18 protein-coding genes and 1 pseudogene are annotated in these 21,749 nt (G+C 43.6%); 4 read left to right on the top strand and 15 right to left on the bottom strand.

Features of this window, described 5'->3' with window-relative positions:
* Window positions 1-47 precede the first annotated feature (47 nt).
* The 4 genes from NSS66_RS20470 to NSS66_RS20455 all read right to left on the bottom strand — a co-directional run bounded on the left by NSS66_RS20470 (window position 48) and on the right by NSS66_RS20455 (window position 3,990).
* Window positions 48-458, bottom strand: coding sequence for a MarR family winged helix-turn-helix transcriptional regulator (locus NSS66_RS20470; RefSeq protein WP_028541283.1), 411 nt, complete (start codon window positions 456-458; stop codon window positions 48-50).
* A gap of 562 nt (window positions 459-1,020) precedes the next feature.
* Window positions 1,021-1,248, bottom strand: a complete 228-nt coding sequence (locus tag NSS66_RS20465; protein WP_226887813.1) for a hypothetical protein — start codon at window positions 1,246-1,248, stop codon at window positions 1,021-1,023.
* An 8-nt stretch (window positions 1,249-1,256) separates the two neighbouring features.
* The gene (locus NSS66_RS20460; protein ID WP_340959658.1) at window positions 1,257-2,480 is read right to left on the bottom strand and encodes a Ger(x)C family spore germination protein; all 1,224 of its coding nucleotides are present in this window, start codon (window positions 2,478-2,480) and stop codon (window positions 1,257-1,259) included.
* Window positions 2,461-3,990, bottom strand: coding sequence for a spore germination protein (locus tag NSS66_RS20455; RefSeq protein WP_028541285.1), 1,530 nt, complete (start codon window positions 3,988-3,990; stop codon window positions 2,461-2,463). Before NSS66_RS20455 ends, NSS66_RS20460 begins: the two co-directional genes overlap by 20 nt.
* A gap of 178 nt (window positions 3,991-4,168) precedes the next feature.
* Here NSS66_RS20455 and NSS66_RS20450 point away from each other — a divergent pair, with 178 nt between their 5' ends.
* Window positions 4,169-5,281, top strand: coding sequence for a GerAB/ArcD/ProY family transporter (locus tag NSS66_RS20450; RefSeq protein ID WP_023988609.1), 1,113 nt, complete (start codon window positions 4,169-4,171; stop codon window positions 5,279-5,281).
* A 163-nt stretch (window positions 5,282-5,444) separates the two neighbouring features.
* On the opposite strand, the pseudogene NSS66_RS20445 reads toward NSS66_RS20450, so the two are convergent.
* The 4 genes and pseudogenes from NSS66_RS20445 to NSS66_RS20430 all read right to left on the bottom strand — a co-directional run bounded on the left by NSS66_RS20445 (window position 5,445) and on the right by NSS66_RS20430 (window position 9,167).
* Window positions 5,445-6,473 (bottom strand): annotated as a pseudogene (locus tag NSS66_RS20445) (NADH:flavin oxidoreductase).
* Window positions 6,474-6,596: 123 nt separating this feature from the next.
* Window positions 6,597-7,619 carry an NADH:flavin oxidoreductase/NADH oxidase gene (locus NSS66_RS20440; RefSeq protein WP_053325445.1) on the bottom strand — a complete coding sequence of 341 codons (1,023 nt, stop codon included), beginning with the start codon at window positions 7,617-7,619 and terminating at the stop codon, window positions 6,597-6,599.
* A 153-nt stretch (window positions 7,620-7,772) separates the two neighbouring features.
* Window positions 7,773-7,949, bottom strand: a complete 177-nt coding sequence (locus NSS66_RS20435) for a hypothetical protein (protein ID WP_176716866.1) — start codon at window positions 7,947-7,949, stop codon at window positions 7,773-7,775.
* 336 nt (window positions 7,950-8,285) lie between these two features.
* Window positions 8,286-9,167 (bottom strand): LysR family transcriptional regulator, encoded by an 882-nt coding sequence (locus tag NSS66_RS20430; RefSeq protein WP_372238721.1) that lies wholly within the window; start codon window positions 9,165-9,167, stop codon window positions 8,286-8,288.
* Between the two features lie 102 nt (window positions 9,168-9,269).
* Here NSS66_RS20430 and dapA point away from each other — a divergent pair, with 102 nt between their 5' ends.
* On the top strand, window positions 9,270-10,151 hold the full coding sequence (dapA, locus tag NSS66_RS20425) for a 4-hydroxy-tetrahydrodipicolinate synthase (RefSeq protein WP_076160507.1): 882 nt from the start codon (window positions 9,270-9,272) through the stop codon (window positions 10,149-10,151).
* 324 nt (window positions 10,152-10,475) lie between these two features.
* Here the strand turns inward: dapA and NSS66_RS20420 are convergent, their stop codons facing one another.
* From NSS66_RS20420 to NSS66_RS20405, 4 genes are all read right to left on the bottom strand, one after another.
* Window positions 10,476-10,580, bottom strand: a complete 105-nt coding sequence (locus NSS66_RS20420; protein WP_023988604.1) for a DUF6254 family protein — start codon at window positions 10,578-10,580, stop codon at window positions 10,476-10,478.
* A gap of 541 nt (window positions 10,581-11,121) precedes the next feature.
* Window positions 11,122-12,174, bottom strand: a complete 1,053-nt coding sequence (locus tag NSS66_RS20415) for a glycosyl hydrolase (protein WP_053325444.1) — start codon at window positions 12,172-12,174, stop codon at window positions 11,122-11,124.
* Between the two features lie 597 nt (window positions 12,175-12,771).
* A complete protein-coding gene (locus tag NSS66_RS20410; RefSeq protein ID WP_340959655.1) occupies window positions 12,772-13,458 on the bottom strand; it encodes a cyclase family protein in 687 nt (228 codons plus the stop codon).
* Between the two features lie 250 nt (window positions 13,459-13,708).
* Window positions 13,709-14,623, bottom strand: coding sequence for an arginase family protein (locus NSS66_RS20405; protein ID WP_340959654.1), 915 nt, complete (start codon window positions 14,621-14,623; stop codon window positions 13,709-13,711).
* 106 nt (window positions 14,624-14,729) lie between these two features.
* Between NSS66_RS20405 and NSS66_RS20400 the strand changes: the two genes are divergently transcribed.
* A complete protein-coding gene (locus NSS66_RS20400) occupies window positions 14,730-15,071 on the top strand; it encodes a winged helix-turn-helix transcriptional regulator (RefSeq protein WP_013310350.1) in 342 nt (113 codons plus the stop codon).
* 364 nt (window positions 15,072-15,435) lie between these two features.
* Here NSS66_RS20400 and NSS66_RS20395 read toward each other — a convergent pair whose 3' ends face one another.
* The 3 genes from NSS66_RS20395 to NSS66_RS20385 form a co-directional block, all read right to left on the bottom strand.
* Window positions 15,436-17,196, bottom strand: a complete 1,761-nt coding sequence (locus tag NSS66_RS20395; RefSeq protein WP_340959653.1) for a glycoside hydrolase family 2 protein — start codon at window positions 17,194-17,196, stop codon at window positions 15,436-15,438.
* A 280-nt stretch (window positions 17,197-17,476) separates the two neighbouring features.
* The gene (locus NSS66_RS20390) at window positions 17,477-18,406 is read right to left on the bottom strand and encodes an ArsR/SmtB family transcription factor (RefSeq protein WP_023988598.1); all 930 of its coding nucleotides are present in this window, start codon (window positions 18,404-18,406) and stop codon (window positions 17,477-17,479) included.
* A 263-nt stretch (window positions 18,407-18,669) separates the two neighbouring features.
* A complete protein-coding gene (locus tag NSS66_RS20385) occupies window positions 18,670-20,730 on the bottom strand; it encodes a beta-galactosidase (protein WP_279833650.1) in 2,061 nt (686 codons plus the stop codon).
* A 149-nt stretch (window positions 20,731-20,879) separates the two neighbouring features.
* Here NSS66_RS20385 and NSS66_RS20380 point away from each other — a divergent pair, with 149 nt between their 5' ends.
* Window positions 20,880-21,719, top strand: coding sequence for an AraC family transcriptional regulator (locus NSS66_RS20380; RefSeq protein ID WP_081376899.1), 840 nt, complete (start codon window positions 20,880-20,882; stop codon window positions 21,717-21,719).
* Window positions 21,720-21,749 lie beyond the last annotated feature (30 nt).

The following is a 21,749-nucleotide window of genomic DNA, read 5'->3' as shown; positions in this document are numbered from 1 at the left end:
TCTTTGATGTTTGGTGAAGTATAGTGCATCCTGCTCTGCATAGAAATTCAGCTTCTAGAGACAATAAGCTTAATGAGTCGGATCAGTTCTTTGGCATCTTCTTCGTCTAACTTTCGAAGAACATTCTCGGTCCATGCGATTCCTTCATTATGCCTATCAATCATAAATTGCTTACCTGAATCCGTAATGAATACAATTACCTTACGTTTGTCGCTGACATCAGTACGCCGTACAACTAGTCCTTTCTTCTCCAGGCTCTTCAGTGCCGTTGCTACCCGTCCCGTACTGACGGACAAGTATTCGCTCAAGTGGCCAGAGGTAACCCCGTCCTTATTGAAATTCAGACAAATGAGAATCCCCATTTCGCCACGTGAAAAGTGCCCTCGTTCCTCTAATGCCGGTTTCCGCGATTTGACGATATACTCGAATAGTTCTGTCGCTAATGCTTTATAATCCAATGGTCACAACACCTTCTCGCTAATACCTTATAGTATGAGATAATTAATCTTATAGTATAAGATAATAATAATGTCGGGTTATAAAGTCAATTAGAGAAAATATGGAATACAAAAAATCCTCCGTAACCAGCTTGTATTTTTACCAATTTTTCTACACAAAAGTCCAATGGAAATGACAAAAGAAAACTTGAGAAGCAGTTTGCAGCAGATATGGAGAAATCTCATGAATCTTGAAAAAGACCGCATCAGTACGGCTCAAATAATATTACTTGGGCTTTTCTCACTTATCGGGGATATGTAAGAGACTGCTTCTAAAAGTAAAGCAGCAGCTCACTAGGACTTGAAAAATAAAGTCTTAGACTGCTGCTGCTTTTACCAACATTCACTTCTACTATTAAAATCAAAGATACTACTACTATTTTTAAAAGCATTTCCTGATAGCAGCATTTCGCTGTTCAAGCAACCATCTCCCGCCACTCAACTGTGACCCATGATATCAACAAGATCAAACTATTAGGAACGGAGCGCTTTCCGAGGTACAAAAGGTGAATTTCCTTACAACCTAATAAAACCAGGATGTAAACAGATTGTTAACCGGTTTATAGATCATCATGACCAGAAGCAATGGGCTCGGCACATTGATTTTGTACAAGGAGCAGACCACTACACCAATGCCCGTGATCCAAAACAAGCCCCAGACCAGAAGGTCACGGCGCCTGCTTCCTCGTGTCAGCAAAGGCACATCGATGACCGCACAAACCGCTGCTGTTGCCAGAAAAAGCAGTAACACTATTGCGCTCACTCCTTGATATCTTCAATAAAAGATTTGTCTGTAATACCAATTCGGTTAATCGACACGCTGGCTTTGTAATGGATAGGTAGCGATTTTAGGTAATTGTCCCCTTTTTTCTGTTGTAGCCTAGCCCAAGCTTGGGGGTTGGCACGGTAGATCAACTGTCCAAAGCCCATAATATCCACATTATAGCGCTCATTAATTTGCTTAACTGCAGTTTTCATCCGCAAGATAATTCGTTCTTCCGATTTCCTTTCCAGCCCTGTAATCACGCGCTCTGCTTCCAGATTATCTTTGCTCATTACCTCTTCAACATTACACAAGGCCTTTACATGGATGTAAATATGTGGTTCACCGTCAATAATCTTGACTTTACGTTTGGTGTCTGTATGAAGTGCTTCAATTACGATGGGCCGTCCGTCGTCTCCTATTACAGAACCTGAGCTTTTGACAACGTTATTGGTGATATAATTGTAGCCAATCGTCTCGTTATCGCTTAACCACCCGATCATCTTATCCTTCCGAAATACGGCTATATTACTGTACTGTAATTTGGCTGTGGGCGAGCTATCTTCCACATTGCTCTTCTTTTCGCCCTCACTAACACTGCCGGACATCTTCACTCCGGTTAGCACCGGATTCTTCCCCTCGTACAACAAATCTTCAATAAATTGGTTCAAAGAAACAGCGACTGTTTTGCCCGATGTCTTATAAGATTTGTCCAGGGAATTATATAATTTACTTGCCGGCAATCTCTCTAGCGGGGTAAGGACCTTCAGAACATCTTCGGCAGTGGTGTCTTTGGCGACCATGGCATAGTAATCATTACGCGGCTCTCGGCTCCGCTTCATCATATCAAGTGCCTCGCTAATTCCTGCCCGGGCAAGCTCCTCTCCAATCACCAGTATACGGATATGTCCATAGTAGCCGGCTCTCGCACTTTCCAGACTGTACTTGCGCTGGGCTTCATAAATCGTTGGGACCGTAAAGGTAGATACAATCACTGGCACCCCGGCACCTCCCGTCCCTCCCGCCGCCTGCGAGGCAATTGCTGAAGGAATAACCACCTGCAGTGTAACCTTATAGCCAGATTCAGCCTTATCTAGCCCCATTCCCAGCACAAAGGCCATTTCATTTAACTCCTGTCTTTCCCAGCACCCGCTGAGCAGCATAGGGAACAAAAGGGTAAGCAGCAGTCGCGAAACAGTTTTACGGTTTTTTGGGCTCATCTGCCGACTCCTTTTGCTTGGTTGTGCTTTGACGGTCAAGATTTTGAATCATACTTTCTGCCGGCCTTGTCTTTAAACGCGGCCAGGTAAAGCGGAAGATGGAATCCTTCAGATCATTTGAACGGTATGGACCGATCGGACTCATATAGGGCATGCCAAAAGAACGCAGACTCGCCAAATGCAGCACGATTAAAAAGATACCGAATAGTATTCCGTATAGTCCAATAAAGCCAGCTAGTCCGATAAGAACAAAGCGAATGATTCTTGCAGCGATCGACATGCCCGTCTCTGGTATCACAAAACTGGATATGGCCGTAATGGATACAATGATAACCATTGCTGATGAGATAAAGCCCGCGGCAACCGCCGCCTGTCCTATTACAAGTGTTCCAACAATGGATATCGCCTGCCCTATATTTTTTGGAATCCTCACTCCCGCCTCCCGCAAAATCTCATACGTTAATTCCATGAGTACTGCCTCCACAAATGCAGGAAAAGGAACGCTTTCTCTCTGTGCGGCAAGGCTGATAACCAGATTGGTAGGGATCATCTCCTGATGATAAGTCGTAACCGCCACATAAAATGAAGGCGCAAGCAACGTAATGAAAAAGGAAAGAAAACGGATGAACCGTAGCAAGGTGGCAATATCGGCCCGCTGATAATAATCTTCGGCAGATTGAAAAAAAGCGACAAAAAAGGTAGGCACCAACAGGACAAAGGGGGTTCCATCCACAAGAATCGCCACTTTGCCTTCCAGGATTCCCGCTGCGATAGTATCCGGCCGGTCGCTGTTATAGATCGTGGGGAACGGCGTAGCAGCCGTATCTTGAATAAACTCCTCAATATATCCGCTCTCCAGGATACTGTCCGTATCTATTTTGGCCAATCTGCGCTTCACCTCCTGCACCAGGTCAGGATTAGCGATGTTAGCGAGATACATAATGGATACACTGGTTTGAGTCACCTTACCAATTTGGAAGGTTTCTAGCCATAGCTGGCTATCTTTAATTTTCCTTCGAATCAGCGCCGTGTTTGTCCGCATATTTTCCGTGAACCCTTCCATCGGCCCACGTACAACTGATTGTGAGCTTGGTTCGCCTACATTGCGGTCCTCCCATCCAGGCAGTCCGATCCGTAGGGCGCTGGATGTTCCGTCAACCAGCACCATGATATTACCGGATAACAGCTCATGAACAAATTGCCCAAGGTCATGCGTGACGGATAGATCCCCCGCAATCAGCATACGTTTTCGCAAAAGCTCAATCTTCTGATTAGCATCAAGATCTCTCATTTGGTCAGGGGTACAACGTTCCTGAAGCGAAAATAATATGGAATTATGCAGAACCTGTGTATCCACAAGACCATCAATATAAAGCAAAGCGATATGCGTAGACTCATCCAATTCCAGCTTTTTAGTGATCAAATCGGTGCTTGTCCCGAGCAGTTGAACCAACTGCACCAAATTGTCCTCCAAGCGGTGTGATAATGTGCCAGTAATTGTATCCTTCATGTCACAACCTCCGCATTCCGTGAGCAAACTACAAATAGTATGACAGAAGAACTTGATAATTATCCCCTTAACATTCCTTTTCGACTATCAATTAATAATTATGTTATAAAATCACATACTAAAGGAAATGACAAAAGAAAACTTGAGGGGCAGTTTGCAGCAGATTTGGAGGAATCTCATGAATCTTGAAAAAGACCGGATCAGTACGGCTCAAATGATGTTACTTGGACTTTTCTCGCTAATCGGGGAAATGGCACTTGTGTATCCTGCAGCAATGGCAACCGGAGCCCACGAGGATGCGTGGATTGCCGCCTTGATTAGTATTCCGCTAGGACTTGCATGCGTAAAGCTGATGATATCTACATCAAATATTGATCCAACTAAAACGATTATTGAGCTTTCATTACAAGTATTAGGAAAATGGGTGGGTGGAGCTGTAGCGTTGAGTTATTTATTCTTTTTCCTGATTGCAGCCTCCACCTATATCAGAGAAATCGAAGATTTCATGTGCACACAGATTTACGAAGGGACACCCGGTGGGGTCATTCGCTTCATGGCGATTTTTCTGTTGGTGTATGGCTTGCGGCTGGGTCTTGAAACGCTGGGCAGAGCAGCCCAGATTTTTTTTCCTTTCTTTGCGTTTTTTCTGATTTGCCTAATCGTTCTCCTGTTCCCCGATGTCAAGATGGAGCGTATCCATCCTATTTTGAATACATCGTTTCCTGACATGCTGCACACCATTATGTTCGGTGTATTTTATCCCTTTGGAGAAATGTGCGTGTTCTTCATGGTGTATCCCTATGTCCAAAAACAAAGCAATACGAGCCGCAATATATTCATTTCTTTGTTGATCGGAGCTGTTGGACTCAACCTCATTTTGTTTCTCTCCCTAACAGTACTCGGGGCATATTTCTCAGAACACGAATTTTACGCTGCCTATATTCTTGCCCAGAGAATCAACATTGCTAATTTTTTGCAGCGGATTGAGGCTTTAATGGCCACCACGTGGATCATTAGCACCTATTTCAAAACAGCGCTTTTCTTTTACGCATTTGTTTTGGGGACAGCTCAGCTACTAAAGCTAAAATCCTATCGGCCATTGATCTTTCCAGTGGCATTTCTGATTTACGGACTGTCGCATCTTATTGCAAAAAATATTATTTTCTACGTCAAGGAGATCCCCGCCTACTGGGTAGATTGGGATTTCACCCATGCCATCGCTTTCCCGTTAATCCTGCTCGTTGTTTATCATATCAGGAAACGTATCAGTCACAACAACCAGCTAACGTAACTTTCGGGGCATATTCGGCAATCTTACGCACTTCTCCCTCCACAATTGCAAACCTTCTTCCATCTTCCATGCTCTCCGTGATCGCAGAGTCCATTCAATTAGACCTTTTGTAGAGTACCTTGATAGAGTACTTTACAGAAGGTCTAAAGGACGTACTTTTTTCTTAATCGACCAATTCAAAGTCCTTTATCGTTGCATTCGGTCTTAAAATCTTTTCCTGGTCAAATATAGCTAGCAGTTCATCATTTTTAACTTTGACAGGCCAATTATGATTAGCAAGAGCTCCTTTGCCCAAAGTAATAATATCGGCTGTACAATTTTCGACCATCTGACTTGCTTTAGATGGGTCCCAGGTGTCCATTAGCCATCACTGTAATGTTTCCATACTTCTTGGCAAGCTCAGCAAGAGATTGTCTACTACTGTCTGGAAAGGCTGGTTGCCAAGCCTCATATTCCGTGACATGGATATAATCAAGCCCCGACTGTCCTAACTGTTGGAAAATCACTTTTGCCTCTTCTTCTTTACCAGCCCACTTATGCTCATAATCATTTACTTTCCCTTCGGAGATTCGAATCCCAACTATAAAGTTTTCTCCTACGGCTTGCCGAACTGCACTCGATACCTCAACCAATAAACGAACACGATTGCTGAGGGAACCTCCGTATTCATCCGTTCCCTGGTTTGTATAGTCCGTAAGAAACTCATCCAGTAAATAACCATTTGCACCGTGAATTTCTACGCCGTCAAATCCAGCTGATTTGGCACGAACAGCAGCATTCACAAATCCCTGAATTACGTTTTCAATATCTTTCTTCGTTGCTTCCACAGGCATCGGAAAAGCTCCTTCACCGCCATAAAACGCAAGTTGCTCTCCTTGTGGTTGCACTGCTGATGGAGCCAATATATTTGATTCGAATCGGTTACCTTGAGATAAAGCACCCGCGTGTTCTAACTGAACAATAATTGCTCCGCCAGCCTTATGAACAGCTTCTACCACCTTTTCCCACGATTTAGCCTGTTCGTCAGTGGCCATCCCGGGCTGATTGAAATAACACTGACTAAACAGCTCATCTGTATAGGTTCCCTCAACAATAATCAAACCAAACCAAATCCGCCATGTGCAAATGAAGCATAGTATTGTGCCATTTGATCCGTTGCAAAGCCTTCTGGAGAAGCACTCGTGCGTGTCATAGGTGCAACACCTAATCGATTTTTCAGCACTATTTTTTAGTTCTACAAAATTAAATCGTCCAATCTTCCGTCCCGAATTTTGCTGACCCAAGCAGGATCAACCAATAATGCATACAGTCGGTCTTAGAACCCTGTAGTATACTGTGTAGGGATTGCAGTTTCTTTTTTCAATTTTGAAGCGGCTTCCAGTGACCAATAAGGATTTCTCAACATCCCTCTACCCACAGCAACCAGATCGGCCTCTTCATTTCCGATAACTGCATTCGCCAAAATTGGATCTTCTAGTCTTCCAACGGCCATCACCGGAATATCCAGAGCTTCTTTGATTTCTTTTGCCAAGGGGACTTGATACGCTGCGTGAGTTCCTGGTCTGCCCCATGCAGCTATAGGTCCCTCACCGCCAGATGAAATATCAAACATATCTACTCCTGCCTTTTGATATTCCTTGGCAAAAGCAATGCTTTCCTTAATACCATATCCACCTTCTACGTATTCTTTGGCAGAAATACGCATCAAGAGCGGCATATCTTCCGGCATCTCACCCTTCGCTGCCTGAATGATCTCCCGACCAAAAAGGGTAAGATCTTTACCGTATCTATCTTCCCGTTTGTTCGTAAGCGGCGAATGAAATTGATGAATCAAATAGCCATGTGCACCATGAATTTCAATGGTGTCGAATCCAGCCTTGACAGCGCGAGCTACAGCAGCACGAAATTTCTCAACTAGTCCTTTAACCTCTTCTGTTGTAAGCGCGCGAGGTTGTTTTGAATTTTCATCAAATGCAATGGCAGATGGCGCTACAGGAACTTCAGCATCTTCCGCCTTGCGTCCGGCATGCGCGATCTGGATTCCCACTTTGGCACCGTAGCTGTGACAAGCATCTACAATCCGTTTGAGAGCAGGAATCTGCTCATCTGACCATAAACCAAGATCAAAATCGGAGATACGACCATCCGGCTCTACATCTGTCATTTCAATCATGATAAAACCAGCTCCGCCTACCGCTCGGCTAACGTAGTGTATATAATGCCAATCTGTGGCGATCCCATCCTTTTTGTCAACCGAATATTGGCACATTGGAGGCATAACTACGCGATTTTTCAATTCCAAACCTTTAATTGTATAGGGACTAAATAAATCTTTCATGTGAGAAAGACTCCTCTCTGAGTTATATTATGAATACATCAATCAAATGCATGCACAAGCATATATATTAACATGTTTGTTTCATTTGTCAACTTTAGGTATGATTTCAAAACTTCAAAGTAAAATACGCCATTTACTCGTTGGTCCTCATCTTCAGATTTTTTGCAATGCATCAACAACTGAATCGTCACCAGTAATCAGATCAAAAGCTCGCTTGTATGTGTTCTTCACATCTAAAGCTGCCACAATGGCACGGGCTACATCCTTACGAGGGATACTGCCATAGGTGATATTCTCCGCAGCAGCCTGCGCAATTAAATGTATCTGCACGGCCCAAATGGTCTATGGTGAAATTCACCAATGACTGAACTTCTGCATTGACATCTTGTTCTAATTAAATATTAAGTAACCGAATGGTTTAGCACATTACCAAATTAAAAAAACATGCGCATGCATTTAATTTAGTGAAAAAATTACTTGCTGTCAAGTTTTGAATGCAAATATGGATTGCTTATTTTTCAAAAAAATACGTGGATGATTTGAATAAACTTTGCTTTCTCTTTTCATTCTAAGTTCTCATCCTCTTCGGCACGTTAAACTGTGAGCGCTTCTGGTATCCACTAGGAAGCGCTCGTACTGTATATTAATTTTGATGTGGAGGTAAATCTACATTCTCATGCTCTCCATAAAAAAGCTCAATGCATTGGACACCCACTTCTTGGGATGAAGAACAAGCTGAATTTCCAGCTTGAGCTCGGCATGCTCAAAGGGTAACACCTTTAGCTCTTCCCGTTCAATCTCCTCCAGCGCAGCCATTAGAGGTAGAATGGATATACCCTCTCCAGTTTTGATGCTCCGTTTGATCGCTTCCGGATTACCCAGCTCCAGACTCACGCGATAGGTGATTCCATTTGCTCGAAGCACTCTCTCCAGCAGTTGTCTGTAGTTGCACGTATGCTCGGGCATAATCCACTCCGCATCTACCAGATCATCCAGGCCGATTCTCTCTTTAGCGATAAGCGGATGGTTCGGATGGACAATCAGTACAAGCGGTTCTTCTCGAATCGTAATCCACTGCAAGGCCGGATTGCTTGAATCGTCCGCGAGGATCAGCCCGACATCGGCCTCCCCTTCCCTGACCTGGTGCAAAATCATCTCTTCGCGATCCGTATGCAATCGTATGTTCAGATCAGGGTATTCTTTGCGAGTCGCCTGCATATACGGCGGCAGAAAATACGAAGCGATGGAATCCATAGTACCGATCGTCATGGAGCCCCCGCCCTGCTTAGCCAATTTTTCTTTCGATTGCTCAAAAAGCTCCAGCATTTGTCCGGCAAGCTTGAATAGCTCTTCCCCGGCTGAGGTAAGACGAATCTTGTTGTTGCTGTATCGCTCGAACAATTTGACTTGATACGTTTTCTCCAGCTTTTGAATCTGGGTCGTGACGCTGGATTGTGCGTAACCGAGCACTTCTGCTGCTCTTGTAAAGCTTTCACGAATGGCAACTTCCCGAAATGTTTGAAGATAAATGAAATCCAATCTGGCCACCCCATCGGAAATTTTGATTAGAATCATCGTTTATTATAGATAACTCTGATGCTGTCTCCTATGTTACATTAGATTTAATTCAACGGGAAGGGATAACTGATGATGATGAACGAACAACATATTCATGGGATTTTCATACCGCTGATTACACCTTTTACACGTGACTATAAGTTGGACATCGATTCGTACCGGAAGTATGTTACCTATCTTGCAGGCCATGACATCCAGGGTCTGGTCGTTAACGGTACGACAGGAGAGTCGCCAACCGTATCCTGGGATGAAGTGAAGCAAATGGTTCAGGTGACGCAGGATGTTTTGAAGAGCATGAACAAAAACATTCCGATCGTCATTGGCACGGGAACGAACGATACTTATTCAACGGTGCATCGGACGGAAATGGCGGCTGAATTAGGAGCGGATGCAGCCATGGTGGTCACTCCGTATTACAACCGGCCGACGCAGGAAGGAATCTTGGAGCATTTCCGTGTCGTATCTCGTGTAGGCCTGCCTGTGCTTGTATATGAGATTCCTGTTCGCACGGGCAGTCGCATGACAATAGATACAATACGCAAAGTGCTGGACCTGGATGGCGTAATTGGGCTCAAGGACAGCACGGGCGGTCTTGATCTGCTTTTAAAATTGACCCAGTACGAGACCAAGCCTGTCCTCTGCGGAGAGGATGCCTATTTCCATGCCATGCTATGCCAGGGAGCTGCCGGTGGTATGCTTGCATCCGCTCATCTCAATATCCAGGAGTATGTGGATATATACCAACGTTTTGTGGCTGGCGACATGAACGGGTCGCGAGACAGTTTCATGCTACTGGAACCGGTGATCCAGCATGTATTTGCAGAGCCAGCCCCGGCCGCGATCAAGTGGTGGCTTACCCAGCAAGAGATTATTGCCGCCGAGCAATTGCGTCTGCCACTTATGCCACTGTCGGATCAGGTGAAGCAGGGTCTCCTGAATTCAATCGTATCCTGATAAATCAGCTTATCTCAGACTACCCAATCATAACGTAGAAGAAGCATCTCCTGGACAGGAGATGCTTCAATTTTTAGCCGGAACTGACAACCTTCAGAAAAACGAATTTAAGAAGATACTCTCTATGGTAGAACGCTGTATCGGTGTTTTCATCCTAATGAGGTCCGCAATCTGAAAAGCTTACAAGCAATAGCTAGATGGTTGTTAGTAAATCCAGTTGCAGCATTAAGGGAATTCTTTATGTAAGCGAAATTATTGCAAAAAGAAGGCTGCCGGTGAATTTCACCGACAGTCCTTCTCTTCCAAGCAGTATACTCCTCACTCCTATTCGCTGGACAGCTCCTTGAGCGATTTGACTTTACCATGGGGATGCTGTTCTTGCTTTCGTGACTTCCAGGCTGCTTCTTTCCTTTTCTTCTGGTGAGCCATAACAGATATCCTCCTTTGGAAATTGTGATGTATACTACTTTCTTAAGTTGTCATTTCTCAGCTCTGTTCATTCATAAAACTAAATTCGTTGGATTTTTGTAATAATTCAGGGGTTCCAAACCGTTTCAAAGGAATAGCTGGGAGCATGGCTTCATGTATTCTGGGTTTGCTGGAGATTGCATTAATTGAGCAAACGGCGCTAACTCAAGCGCTGCACTGGGAACAATTTTAAAAAAAACAGCCGATTTCTCCTTAACATACTAGAAATCGGCCTTTGCCTTCCGAAAAGAGGATTTAGTACATATAATACAACACAAATAATCAGAAATATCGGTGATGCGCCCGAAAGATTGGAAGGTGTGTAAGAAGGCTACTTATCGGCTGAACCGCTAGTTTCCGAGAAATAGTTATGTAAGTGATATAAAAAATATTATCATGTTCATACATTAGCTGTTATTGTAACTCCCTAAAGGACATGTTTTTTAAGAGACTATGAAGAACTTGTATTCTTCATAGTCCTGTTTAACGAACTAATGATCAATTATTCAGCAAATGATGCAAGTGAACTGCCTTCCCACATTTCCCCCTTATTCAGTGTCCAACCATCATTATAAAGATTGTAGGCACCTTTATTAGCTGCAGGACTCCATCCCTCATCCCAAGCTAAGAAATAAATGGTTTTCGGATATTTTTCTTTGATGGCATTGATAAATAAAGAATAATCCATACTACCATTGGTTGCCTGCGGACCGACTTCTGTGAAAGCAAAAGGCTTATCAAGAGCTGTTAACTCGTCATATCCTTGAATCGAATAAGGATCTGAGAAATAAGCGTCTAATGCAACAATATCAACGTATGAAGATCCAGGGTGAAAATCTGTCTTAAAGTTTCGGTTCGCGTCTGGTGCGTATACCCATATCAGGTTGTCCAGTCCTCTTGTATCGGTCATATAATGATAGACTTTTTTATAAAGCTGTTTATATAAAGTGATACGTTCGCTGTCCTCTTGGTTATAATCGGTGAGTCCCCACCAGAACCATTCTCCATTCATTTCGTGAAGAGGTCTGAAAAGAACAGGAACACCTTCATCTTCTAACTGCTTAAGGCCATCGGCAATTTTGCTTAACATAGCGTCTAATCGCTGGCCCTCTTCAGTTGATGAGTCTAGGATTCTTTCATACTGACTGTTTGAGATTGGGGTTTTATAATTTCCAGAGTTAAACGCAGGGTTAGCCAGATGCATACTGATCTGAGGTATACCTCCGTTCTTCCAATGAGAGATTAAATCGGTGTTACAACTATAATCGATCGAATCGGCAATATTAGAAGTCTCCATCCATCCTCTTGAATAATCACAGCCATACACGGCAGGGGACTGTCCTGTTGCATTTTCAATTCGATTAGCTTCGGTCATAGAAAATGACGCATTTGTGTACCCGCCGAATGCTCCTGACACTACGCGATTTTCCGATGACAGATTAGCGAGCCAGTTCATCACTTCCTTGGTTGTGGCTTGTCCATTAGGATTCACCGTATGTGCAGATGCTGTCTGTGAGAAAGTCGAAGCGATTAACAGAATCCCCAATATTCTTATGTACCACCTCTTCTCTAAAGGAACGACTGGTCGATTTTTACCATCGTATTCATTTAATTGATTTCACTGTGATATTTCTCCCTATGACACTTCTGATTGCAAGCTACATTATTTTTCATTCTAGCGAGTTGATACCAACTCCTTATAAAAATTTGATTTTTACGAATAAAAGCACCTCAATTATATCGACCTCAAATGAATAGATTAAAATAGTTCTAAAAGAGTGAAAAATAGTTCTTATAACAACTATCATTCAACTTCACAAAGAATGTTAGAGATAAGAATATGCTTAAATTAATATTTTCCTTTTCATTCTTATGAAAATTTTCTTTTCAAATTATTGTTATTATGGTGCTATATAGAAGACTTTATGCCCGCACATTTGACACGCCATGTTATAAAAATCAAAAGAAATAAATAGCGGCTAACCAACGTCTATCAAAATAAGTTGATTACATCTGAAGGCTTAGCGTAGATTTTCGCTAAAACAAAAAAGCCGCCAAAATGGCGACTTCTTATGCGTATATGTTGTTGTCTCTCCTTGCAGTGCTGAAGTCTGCACCTGTGTTCGATAAACCTATTGTTCCTCGTTAGCTTTTATTCTTCAACTTCAACAATGATGTTAACCATAGATGCATCGTGATTTTTAATGCGAAGTGGTGCTGTGAAAGCAGATAATAGCTTTTTACCAATTAATGGTGCAGGGTTTATGTCTTCGTAAATGAGCATTGTCGGCTCTTCATATTTTTCATGGTCTAAGAAGGCATGGTGAACAAAATAGCCGTTTCTTTTGGCTTCTTCCAGATTTTCAATGCTCATGGTATCAATGGCCACAGCTTTGCAGTTCGGCAAATTTTTACGGATGAATTCCGCTGCTTTGGGAGAGACGGCTGGGAAATTATTAGCGTATTTCTCAAAATCCGTATCTCGGTGTTTCCAATAGCTTGTATTAAAGATGAGAATATCCGCTTCATGCAGCTCTTCATATTCCTGAAGCATTTCAAGGGTAATAAAGCCGTTCGGATCAAGAGGACAATCAATTAACAGCGGTTTTCGATAGATGAATTCTTCAATCGGAACAGCATCTATTCCCTTACCGTTATTTAAATGATGCCACGGTGCATCGACATGGGTGCCGACATGAAGATACATACTTAACACACTTCCATTCCAGGCATCCCCTTTGTCCAAACGCTCTCTAGGCTCTAACTTCACTTCTGGCAATCCTGGATAAACAGGCATTCCTTCATATATTGGGTAACCGATTTCAACGTATTTTGACATACTAAGACGCTCCTGTAATTTTAGTTTTAAGAATCCATTATAGGGGATATTCGCCTAATGTGTAGCTTCCGAAAAGTATAAGCGGAGTACAAACAGACAAACTGATAAAAAGACCATACCCCTACAGGTCAACTCCCTCATTTTAATTTATATTTTATATTCAATCGCCCTATCTTTCCTGAAATCGTACGACCACTTCTCCTTGATTGTCCTTTTAAGAAAGATAATATAAAAATAATAAACGATTATCCTAAGATATTAAAATAGGTATCTCTCCAAGCAGATTCTTTAAGTTAATAGAATCCCACGGCATATGCTCCGTTATACCTAATCCAACTACATCTGTTTCTTCAGATAGTTCTTTAATCAGATTAAGTAGCTGAGGCATTTGCATTGTTCCCGCAGGAGAAAAATTATAAGGTGCTTCAGGGTTGGCGAATAATAAAGAACGAAATGCTTTTGGGTCAAGCACATCTAAATCAAGGTGAATAGCTAGGTGCTTAATGCCACTTTCTTTAATCCACTCTCTTATAGATTCAGTACTATTCGTTAACTCTTTGGTCACTGCAGTTTTAATTCCTAGTCTTTGAATCATTTCTGTGTCTGATTCTACAGGAGCTATATCTAGTCTTTGAAACGCTTCTGAAATGACTTCTGATTCTTGTTCTGTAGGAGCCGCTAATCCCGCGATAAAGACATTTTCAGGTTTTAGTGGGATTTTCACATGTTTTGTGAACTCCTCATCTCCTTCTCCCAAAAGATTTCCGAGCGGTAATGTATGACCGTTATCATAGCCCACATATCTAACTAAATCACTGTGAGCATCGATCCAAATTAAACCTAATTCCCCACCGTATCGTTCGTTCAAATAGGCAAATGGAGCTTGTTCCACTAAGCAGTCACCACCAAACATTACAATGCGATCTGGCTTATGAGCATCAATGATATGCTGAGCAGCCTCTAACTGTTCAAGTAGCTGTTTTCTCCCATTCATACCGTTTTCGTTTTCAAGCGGAGTACCCTTATAAGCTTGAACTGGAACATGAATAAGAGGTTGTTCATTATCCGGAGCTAGCCAAGCAAGCAGTTCGGCTCCAAAAGAGTAATTAGGATTGTTTCCCCCTTGCCATTGTGGCATTAACAGGCGTATTGTTTTTTTAGTCATGTTTTTCTCTCCTTTACTTCAAAAGTAAGGTTAGTATAAACTGAACACAAATAAAAACGTAGTACGCACTATTTTGATAGGTACTACCCGAAAGGATAGTGTAAACATGAGTATGGCTGAATTTAAAGGTAAAGTTAAAAATATTCAAGATACACCTTTTGGTTATACAGTTTCATTGATTGGTGGTAAATGGAAAATGGTTATTATTTATCTCCTAGCCGAAAACCGAACAGTTCGCTTTAATGATCTGAAAAGACAGATAGGGGCTATTACTTATAAAACATTGAGTTCACAACTAAAAGAACTGGAAGCGGATGGTCTGGTGAATCGAAAAGAATATCCTCAAGTCCCCCCTAAAGTCGAGTACAGTCTCACAGATAAAGCAGAAACGCTATTACCTGTTTTGGAAGGGTTATGTGAGTGGGGAACAAAAAACCAAAATAATTAAATCCAGTTTTCTACTAAAAATCCTGTATGCGAAAAATTGTCCTGTTTTCCAACACTGCTATCCCAAGTTAAACTCTATGGTTAACAGCAGTGACACTTTGTTTATTTAGCTCTAAATGCTGAAGATGCCGTATTCATATACTTCCTCTTATTCTCCAACCGAAGAGGAAAGGCGGCCTTCCATAATGGCTCTGATTTGTTCGGTCGGCATCTTCGGGTGTCTATCGTGCGTCAGCAGAACGTTGATTCCCTGTTCCACGTCCGTCAGCTGTGTGTAACAAAAACCTTGTACGACAGGTGAATGCAGCAATGACTGGACATCAGCATGCAGCCGTTCTAGAAATTCTATTATCTTAATTATCGCTTCAAGCCAGATTTATCTCCCGAATCACTTCAAGCGGAACCTTCGGTTTTCGGTCTTCCGTCAACAATCCGTTGACTTCCTGCTGTACATCGGTTACCTGTGTATAGCAATAGCCCGAGAGATAGGGGGTCGCTTTAATTGCTCCGGTGACTGCACGGAAACGTTCGATAAAAGCTTCGACTGAATTCACCTGGTTTCCGTATCCCCAGCCCATGTCCGTCTGGAAGGCAATGCCGCCGAATTCGCTTATGATAATTGGTTGTCCCCGGTAGGCATATCCTTCTGCAAAGGCATATTTCCAATTGTTAAAGGAGATGCTGTTGTTTACAATGCTTTCCTTGTCCTGATATCGCTCCAAAAACTCTTCGCCCGTCTCCACATAATCATGAAGGGTTAAAATATCCGAGACTGTATGCTCCCATCCGTCATTGGTAATCACCGGACGATACGGATCAATCGTCTTCGTCAGATGATAGATGGTTTGCGTGAACTGCTGCTGCCTTACATCATGTCCAATGGTCGATATGCCCCACGATTCATTGAACGGGACCCAAGTTATGATGCTCGGATGATTGTACTGCTGCGGCACGATTTCCAGCCATTCCTTCGTAAAACGGCTAACCGCCTGATCATTGAACTCAAAGGTCGCCGCCATTTCCGACCAGACGAGCATGCCTTTCACATCACACCAATATAAAAAGCGAGGGTCTTCCAACTTCATATGTTTACGAACCCCGTTATATCCCATCGTGGCTATTTTATCGATATCTTCGATAAGAGCTTCTTCAGACGGCGGAGTCAGATGTGTTTCCGGCCAGTAGCCCTGATCCAGAATCAGCCGCTGGTAAAGAGGACCATTATTCAATAGAACCTGTCCGTTTTCAATCGATATTTTCCGCATGCCAAAATAAGAATACACCCTGTCGCACTCTTTCTCATCCTCATACAGAATAAACTCTACATCGAACAAGTTTGGCGATTCCGGTGACCACAAGCACTGCTTCCATGGACCACCGGCTTCATGAAATACATGGACCTCTACCGTTATCCAGGGCCTGTCGGCAGATAGGCTGACCTTTTTCACATGCTGTCCTTTCAGCGTAATCCGTGTCTCTAGGCGTAAATTATCTTTACCCTTGATACCCATGAGCTGAAAGTCAAAGCGGATCATATGACGGTCGATATCCGGTGTTATCTTGACCTCATTGATTCTTACCTCATTCACATATTCAATCCACACACTTTTCCAGATTCCGGTGCTCTGTACATAAAAGCATTCAAAGTTTTGATCCACCCAACGCTGCTTTCCCCGGGGCTGCGTGCAGCTCTGACTATCCTCCACTTTAAGCACGATGCTATTCTCCGAGTCGTAAGTGATATAGGGTGTGATGTCGAAAGAAAACGCAGCATAACCTCCTTCATGCTCACCAGCCATAAATCCGTTCACCCAGCATTTCGCTTTATAATCTACACCCTGAAAATGTAGAATTGTCCTTTTCGCTATTGCCTCCTGCGGGACCTTCACGCTCCTGCAGTACCAGATCACCGGATGGAAGGTCTCGACTCCGATCCCGCTTGCCTTGGTTTCATAAGTAAAAGGTACGAGGATTTTGGCTCCCTTCGGAAAATGATGATACCATTGCTCGCTTTCACCCACTTTGCCGTCGTCGAAGGCGAAATCCCACACCCCATTCAAATCCAGCCACTCTTTACGTACAAATTGCGGCCTTGGATAATTTTTGATATAAGCGTTTGTAGTCATACAGTTTCCACCTATCCTTTGATATATAATTAGTCACCTTAGCCTGATGACTTTACAGTGCATTGCTATCATCTGTAGGTCCGATCGTCATCCTTTACCTCCGCTTCGAAATACAAACAATAAAATCGATTTGTTACACTATTATTGTATCTTTAGGGGATTATATAGTGATGCATTTTTAATGTCAACGCTTTCAAGTTAATTTTATGTAACTAATAAACTGAATAAGGCTTTAGCTACAGAGCACCTGCAACTAAAGCCTATCCATTTCACCAATATCTCAATCCATGACATAATTCACAGTCATTTTGATATTCTGATCATAATCTCCAAATTGCTTTCCGAACAGGTTGAGCCCACCTTGATGCACCGCATCTGGCTTAATTCCGATCCGCAAACGCAATTTGTGGCTGTTTTGCAGGTTGAGCTGATCCAGTGTAACCGAGGAAACCTTCTCCATATCCAGCGCAGTCTTCTCTTTATCTACTCGCCAGGTCTTGAGCAACCCATACTGGGTAGACCACTCATACCACCAGGCAGGATTCAGCTTGCCGCGCCTGTCTCCAAAATCACCGGGACACGTCCACATGCCAATCTCCACGCCATTAACCCACAAGGAAATATCAGAAGGCCAATTGTTGTCATAGTTTGGTGCTTCAGAACACATTTCCATCGATAGCTCAAGCGATTCTATTCGCGCTCCTGCCGGTATTTCGAGCGGCATTAAATACTCGACATAGCCCTTGCGGAACCATATCATCTGGGCTCCGATATGCTTCGGGTGGAAAAAACTCGCCGGTTCGTCCTCGCGTATGATCATCCCGTCTGCATTGGCCATACCGCACGTCGGTGAAACCTCACAATCGCTATAATGACCGATCGGCATGTCCACTTCGTAGATCTGTACATCCCCTTTGGGTACTGCTTTTTCAAGATTTAGCGCAATATGAATGTCATCATAATTGCGGCTGCACATCTTCATCGCGCCGCGAGAGGCAGGCAGCAGCTCTGTATTAATCAGTCTAGCAGCCTCCAGAACCTTGATATTGTTGGCTACCGTAGACACCGGAAGTTGAAGAGCTTCCGCTATTTCTACAATATTAAGGTTTTTAGAAATCAAGAGGCGGAGAATATCAACTCGGGAACGGGTGGATAAAGCATGCGTAACCGTTACCAGCTTGTCCGGATCATCAAAACTAAGCTCAAGCATTGCATCACCCATCTCAATTTACTGTGATTATATTACAATAAGTTTACTTGTATGCTTTGAAACAGTCAATAATATTGTATTAAATTATTAATTTTGTATTAAATACCGATCATGTCCGATTTCTCTGGTTCAAGAACCCATAGGAAAGACAGCGATTTTTGAGCGGAACCCTGTATACAAATGCAACACGTTATTCCTTTGCTTTATGCAATAAAAAGCCGCTGATCTTCGGATTAAGATCAGCGGCTGATGCTCTCTTCATTTTAAACTTTCTTTAATACCCATACTCCATACGGTTCCAATGGTACGGTACCAGTAAGCCTCCTACCGGAAAGGAGTTCCTCCGTCTCAACACTCAGTTTAACCTGAGCCGTTTCTCCGCTGTAATTCAGTAGAAATACCAGCTCTTCTTGTACATCCGCACGAATAGCGACTTCTACCGTCGAAGGAGCTTTGCACCACCCCGCAAGCGGAGATGTCACCGGCAGCTGTCTTAGGAGCTCAGCCGCTAATGCTAGGTCAAAAGCTGCACCCCAATAGTAGACCAGTCCCTTGCCGACACGGTTGACGGTCAAGGCCGGTTTCCCTTCATAGTAGCTTGATGCGTACTCTGCGAGTACTTCTACCGTATCAGCATGAACATTCAATATATCGTTGAAGCCTGGAGCCCAAAAATCAAGAGCTTGATCCTTAAATCGCACCGATACAGGTGATGCGGTCCCATTTATCATCGTAAAGTCCTCTACGTGGACGCCGCTCATTGCGGCTGCAGGGCCTGGGAGTGGCTGCATGCGGCAGTGACCGAACTCGTTCTTATAACCGGTGCGGCAGCCGAAGATCAGGATGCCCCCATCCTCTACATATTTCTGTAACATAGCTGCCGTACTGTCTCGTAGGATCGCCGGATGCGTGTATACCAGCACCTTGTAATTGGCCAGTTCCCGCAGCTGTTCTGATTCCATACCCGGACGGATTGTAACCATATCCGAAGGTATATGTCCATACTGCAGTGCCTTGTACCAGCCGAGCTCACTTTGCTTTGTCAAGGGACCATACCATTTATCCAACTCGCCATCCCACTCGTTATCATAGTCACGAAGTAGAGCAACCTCTGCCACGTAACGTTTGCCAAGAATCCGCCCTCCAACCTTTTGCAGCTCCTTTCCGACGCGGCCTGCTTCTGCGACCCGACGATTCGGCTGATTGTGATAATCATTAATTCCATGCCAGTACATTTCCGTACCAAACGTTGCCGTTCTCCAGCGGAAATACAAAATCATGTCTGCCCCGTGAGCAATGCTTTGGTAGGTCCACAATCGCATCTGCCCCGGGCGCGGAGATGGCATCTCCATCCTGTTCACCCATCCTCCTGGACCGGATTGCTGCTCCATCACGCAGAAATTTGGTGACATCCCTCTGACGTTACTTAAAGTAAGCCCCCACTTGCGATCCAGCAATGGCTTCTCCCCTTGGTCCGGATAAATGGTACTGAATTGAGGGTAAGAATCGTACGAGAAAAAATCAAGCAGTTGATCCGTCATTTTATGGCTATCCAAATGCCCGAATACACCGTTGGTTGTCACCCACTGATTAGGCGCCACTGACCGAATAATGTCCACTTGTAGCTTGGCAAACGAAATGGTGTTATCGGATATAAATCGCTTCTCGTCCAAAGCCTGATGAGGATTCGTTGACCCGGATACGGTCGGACGAGTTAGATGGACCTGATTCCAGCTGTCGTAAGTTTGATTCCAGAATACAGCCCCCCAGGCCTTGTTGAGTTGCTCCAACGTACCGTATTTTGCCTCTAGCCAGCGCCGGAAAGCCTGATGATCTGCCTCGGCATAGAAGACGTTTATCTCGCAGTTCAGCTCATTATCAATTTGCCACCCAATGATGGCCGGATGATCTTTGTAATGTTGTGCCATCTCTCTTGTAATACGTGCGCAAAGCTCCAAATAAACGGGACTGCTGTAGTTATAATGCCGACGCTGACCGTGTTGGAACGTGACCCCTTCCATGGATACGTTCAGCACCTCGGGATACTTATAAGTAAGCCATGCCGGTGGCGTAGCTGTTGGTGTGCCCATGATCACTTGAATCCCGTTCGCGTCTGCCTGCTCCAAGAAACGGTCAAACAGCGTGAATTCGAACTTTCCTTCCTCCGGCTCGAAGATCGACCAAGCAAATTCTCCAATCCGAATGATGCTGAAGCCCAGTTCCTTCATTCTTATGAGATCGTCCGACCACAACGATTCGTCCCAGTGTTCAGGATAATAACAAGCTCCTAAATGAAAGCGATCTAAAGATAAGGATTTCGGCATGCTCCAATTCTCCTTCAGTAGAAGTGATAGTACAAAAATGTGATTCTCTGATAATCGTATCTATTGTAATATAAGAATAAAAGGATTAGAATAACTCGATTTTGCTAATTGAATTACTTTTTTGCTAACTTACTCAAGGAGATGGATACATGATTAAAATAGATTGTTATCTTCCTTCACCCATTCTAAAAGGTATACTGTTTCCCGAATCGTTAGGGCATTACAAGAACTTCCCCACTCATGGGGAGCGAAGGAATGCAGGATTACTGAAAGATTACAATTTACATATCATTTTTGCAGGCAAAGGCGCTATTGTGCATGATGGGAAGGAAATCGAGCTTACCCCTGGCATGGGCTTTCTTTTCGGCAAGCATACGACGCAGCAATATCGAACTAAACCCGAGGATCCCTGGGATGTCCGATGGATTCATTTTGACGGGCAGGATGTAGATTCGCTATTACAAGGTCGAAGCATGCACGAACCGTATCTGTTCTCGCTCCACCGGCCAGAACGTTTAAAACCGCTGATGGAAGAAATGTTGCAACTTGCCCAAACTTACCGTCACGACTATGATGTACAGATCTCTTCCCTGCTTTATGAAGTCCTTCTGGAGATCGTCCATCATTCCCACCAAATTTTCGGCACCTCTCCCGGCGGCACCGTCCATGAGAGGATTCGTCATACGGCGGAATATATTCGTATGCATTGTCGAAACATGCTCGATTTGAAGACAATGGCTGCAACGTCAGGTTATAGCTCCTTTCATTTTAGCCGACTCTTCCATCAGATCATGGGTAGTACTCCAGCTCAATATTTGCTCCAATGCCGAATAACGCTGGCCAAACATTTGCTTGTATCTACGGCACTCACTGTAAAGCAGATTGCACTGGAAACCGGCTTTCATCAAAGCAGCTATTTTATCAAGAGATTTCGGGAGCATACAGGCATCACGCCGGAGCAGTTCCGCCAGCTGAGAAGGATGGGTTAGTACAATCCAAAAACTCCTTCAATAGCTGGG

Source organism: Paenibacillus sp. FSL R10-2748, assembly GCF_038005565.1.
Taxonomy (GTDB): domain Bacteria; phylum Bacillota; class Bacilli; order Paenibacillales; family Paenibacillaceae; genus Paenibacillus; species Paenibacillus polymyxa_B.
Note: the sequence above shows the minus strand (reverse complement) of the source record. Positions and strands in the feature narration are given on the sequence as shown.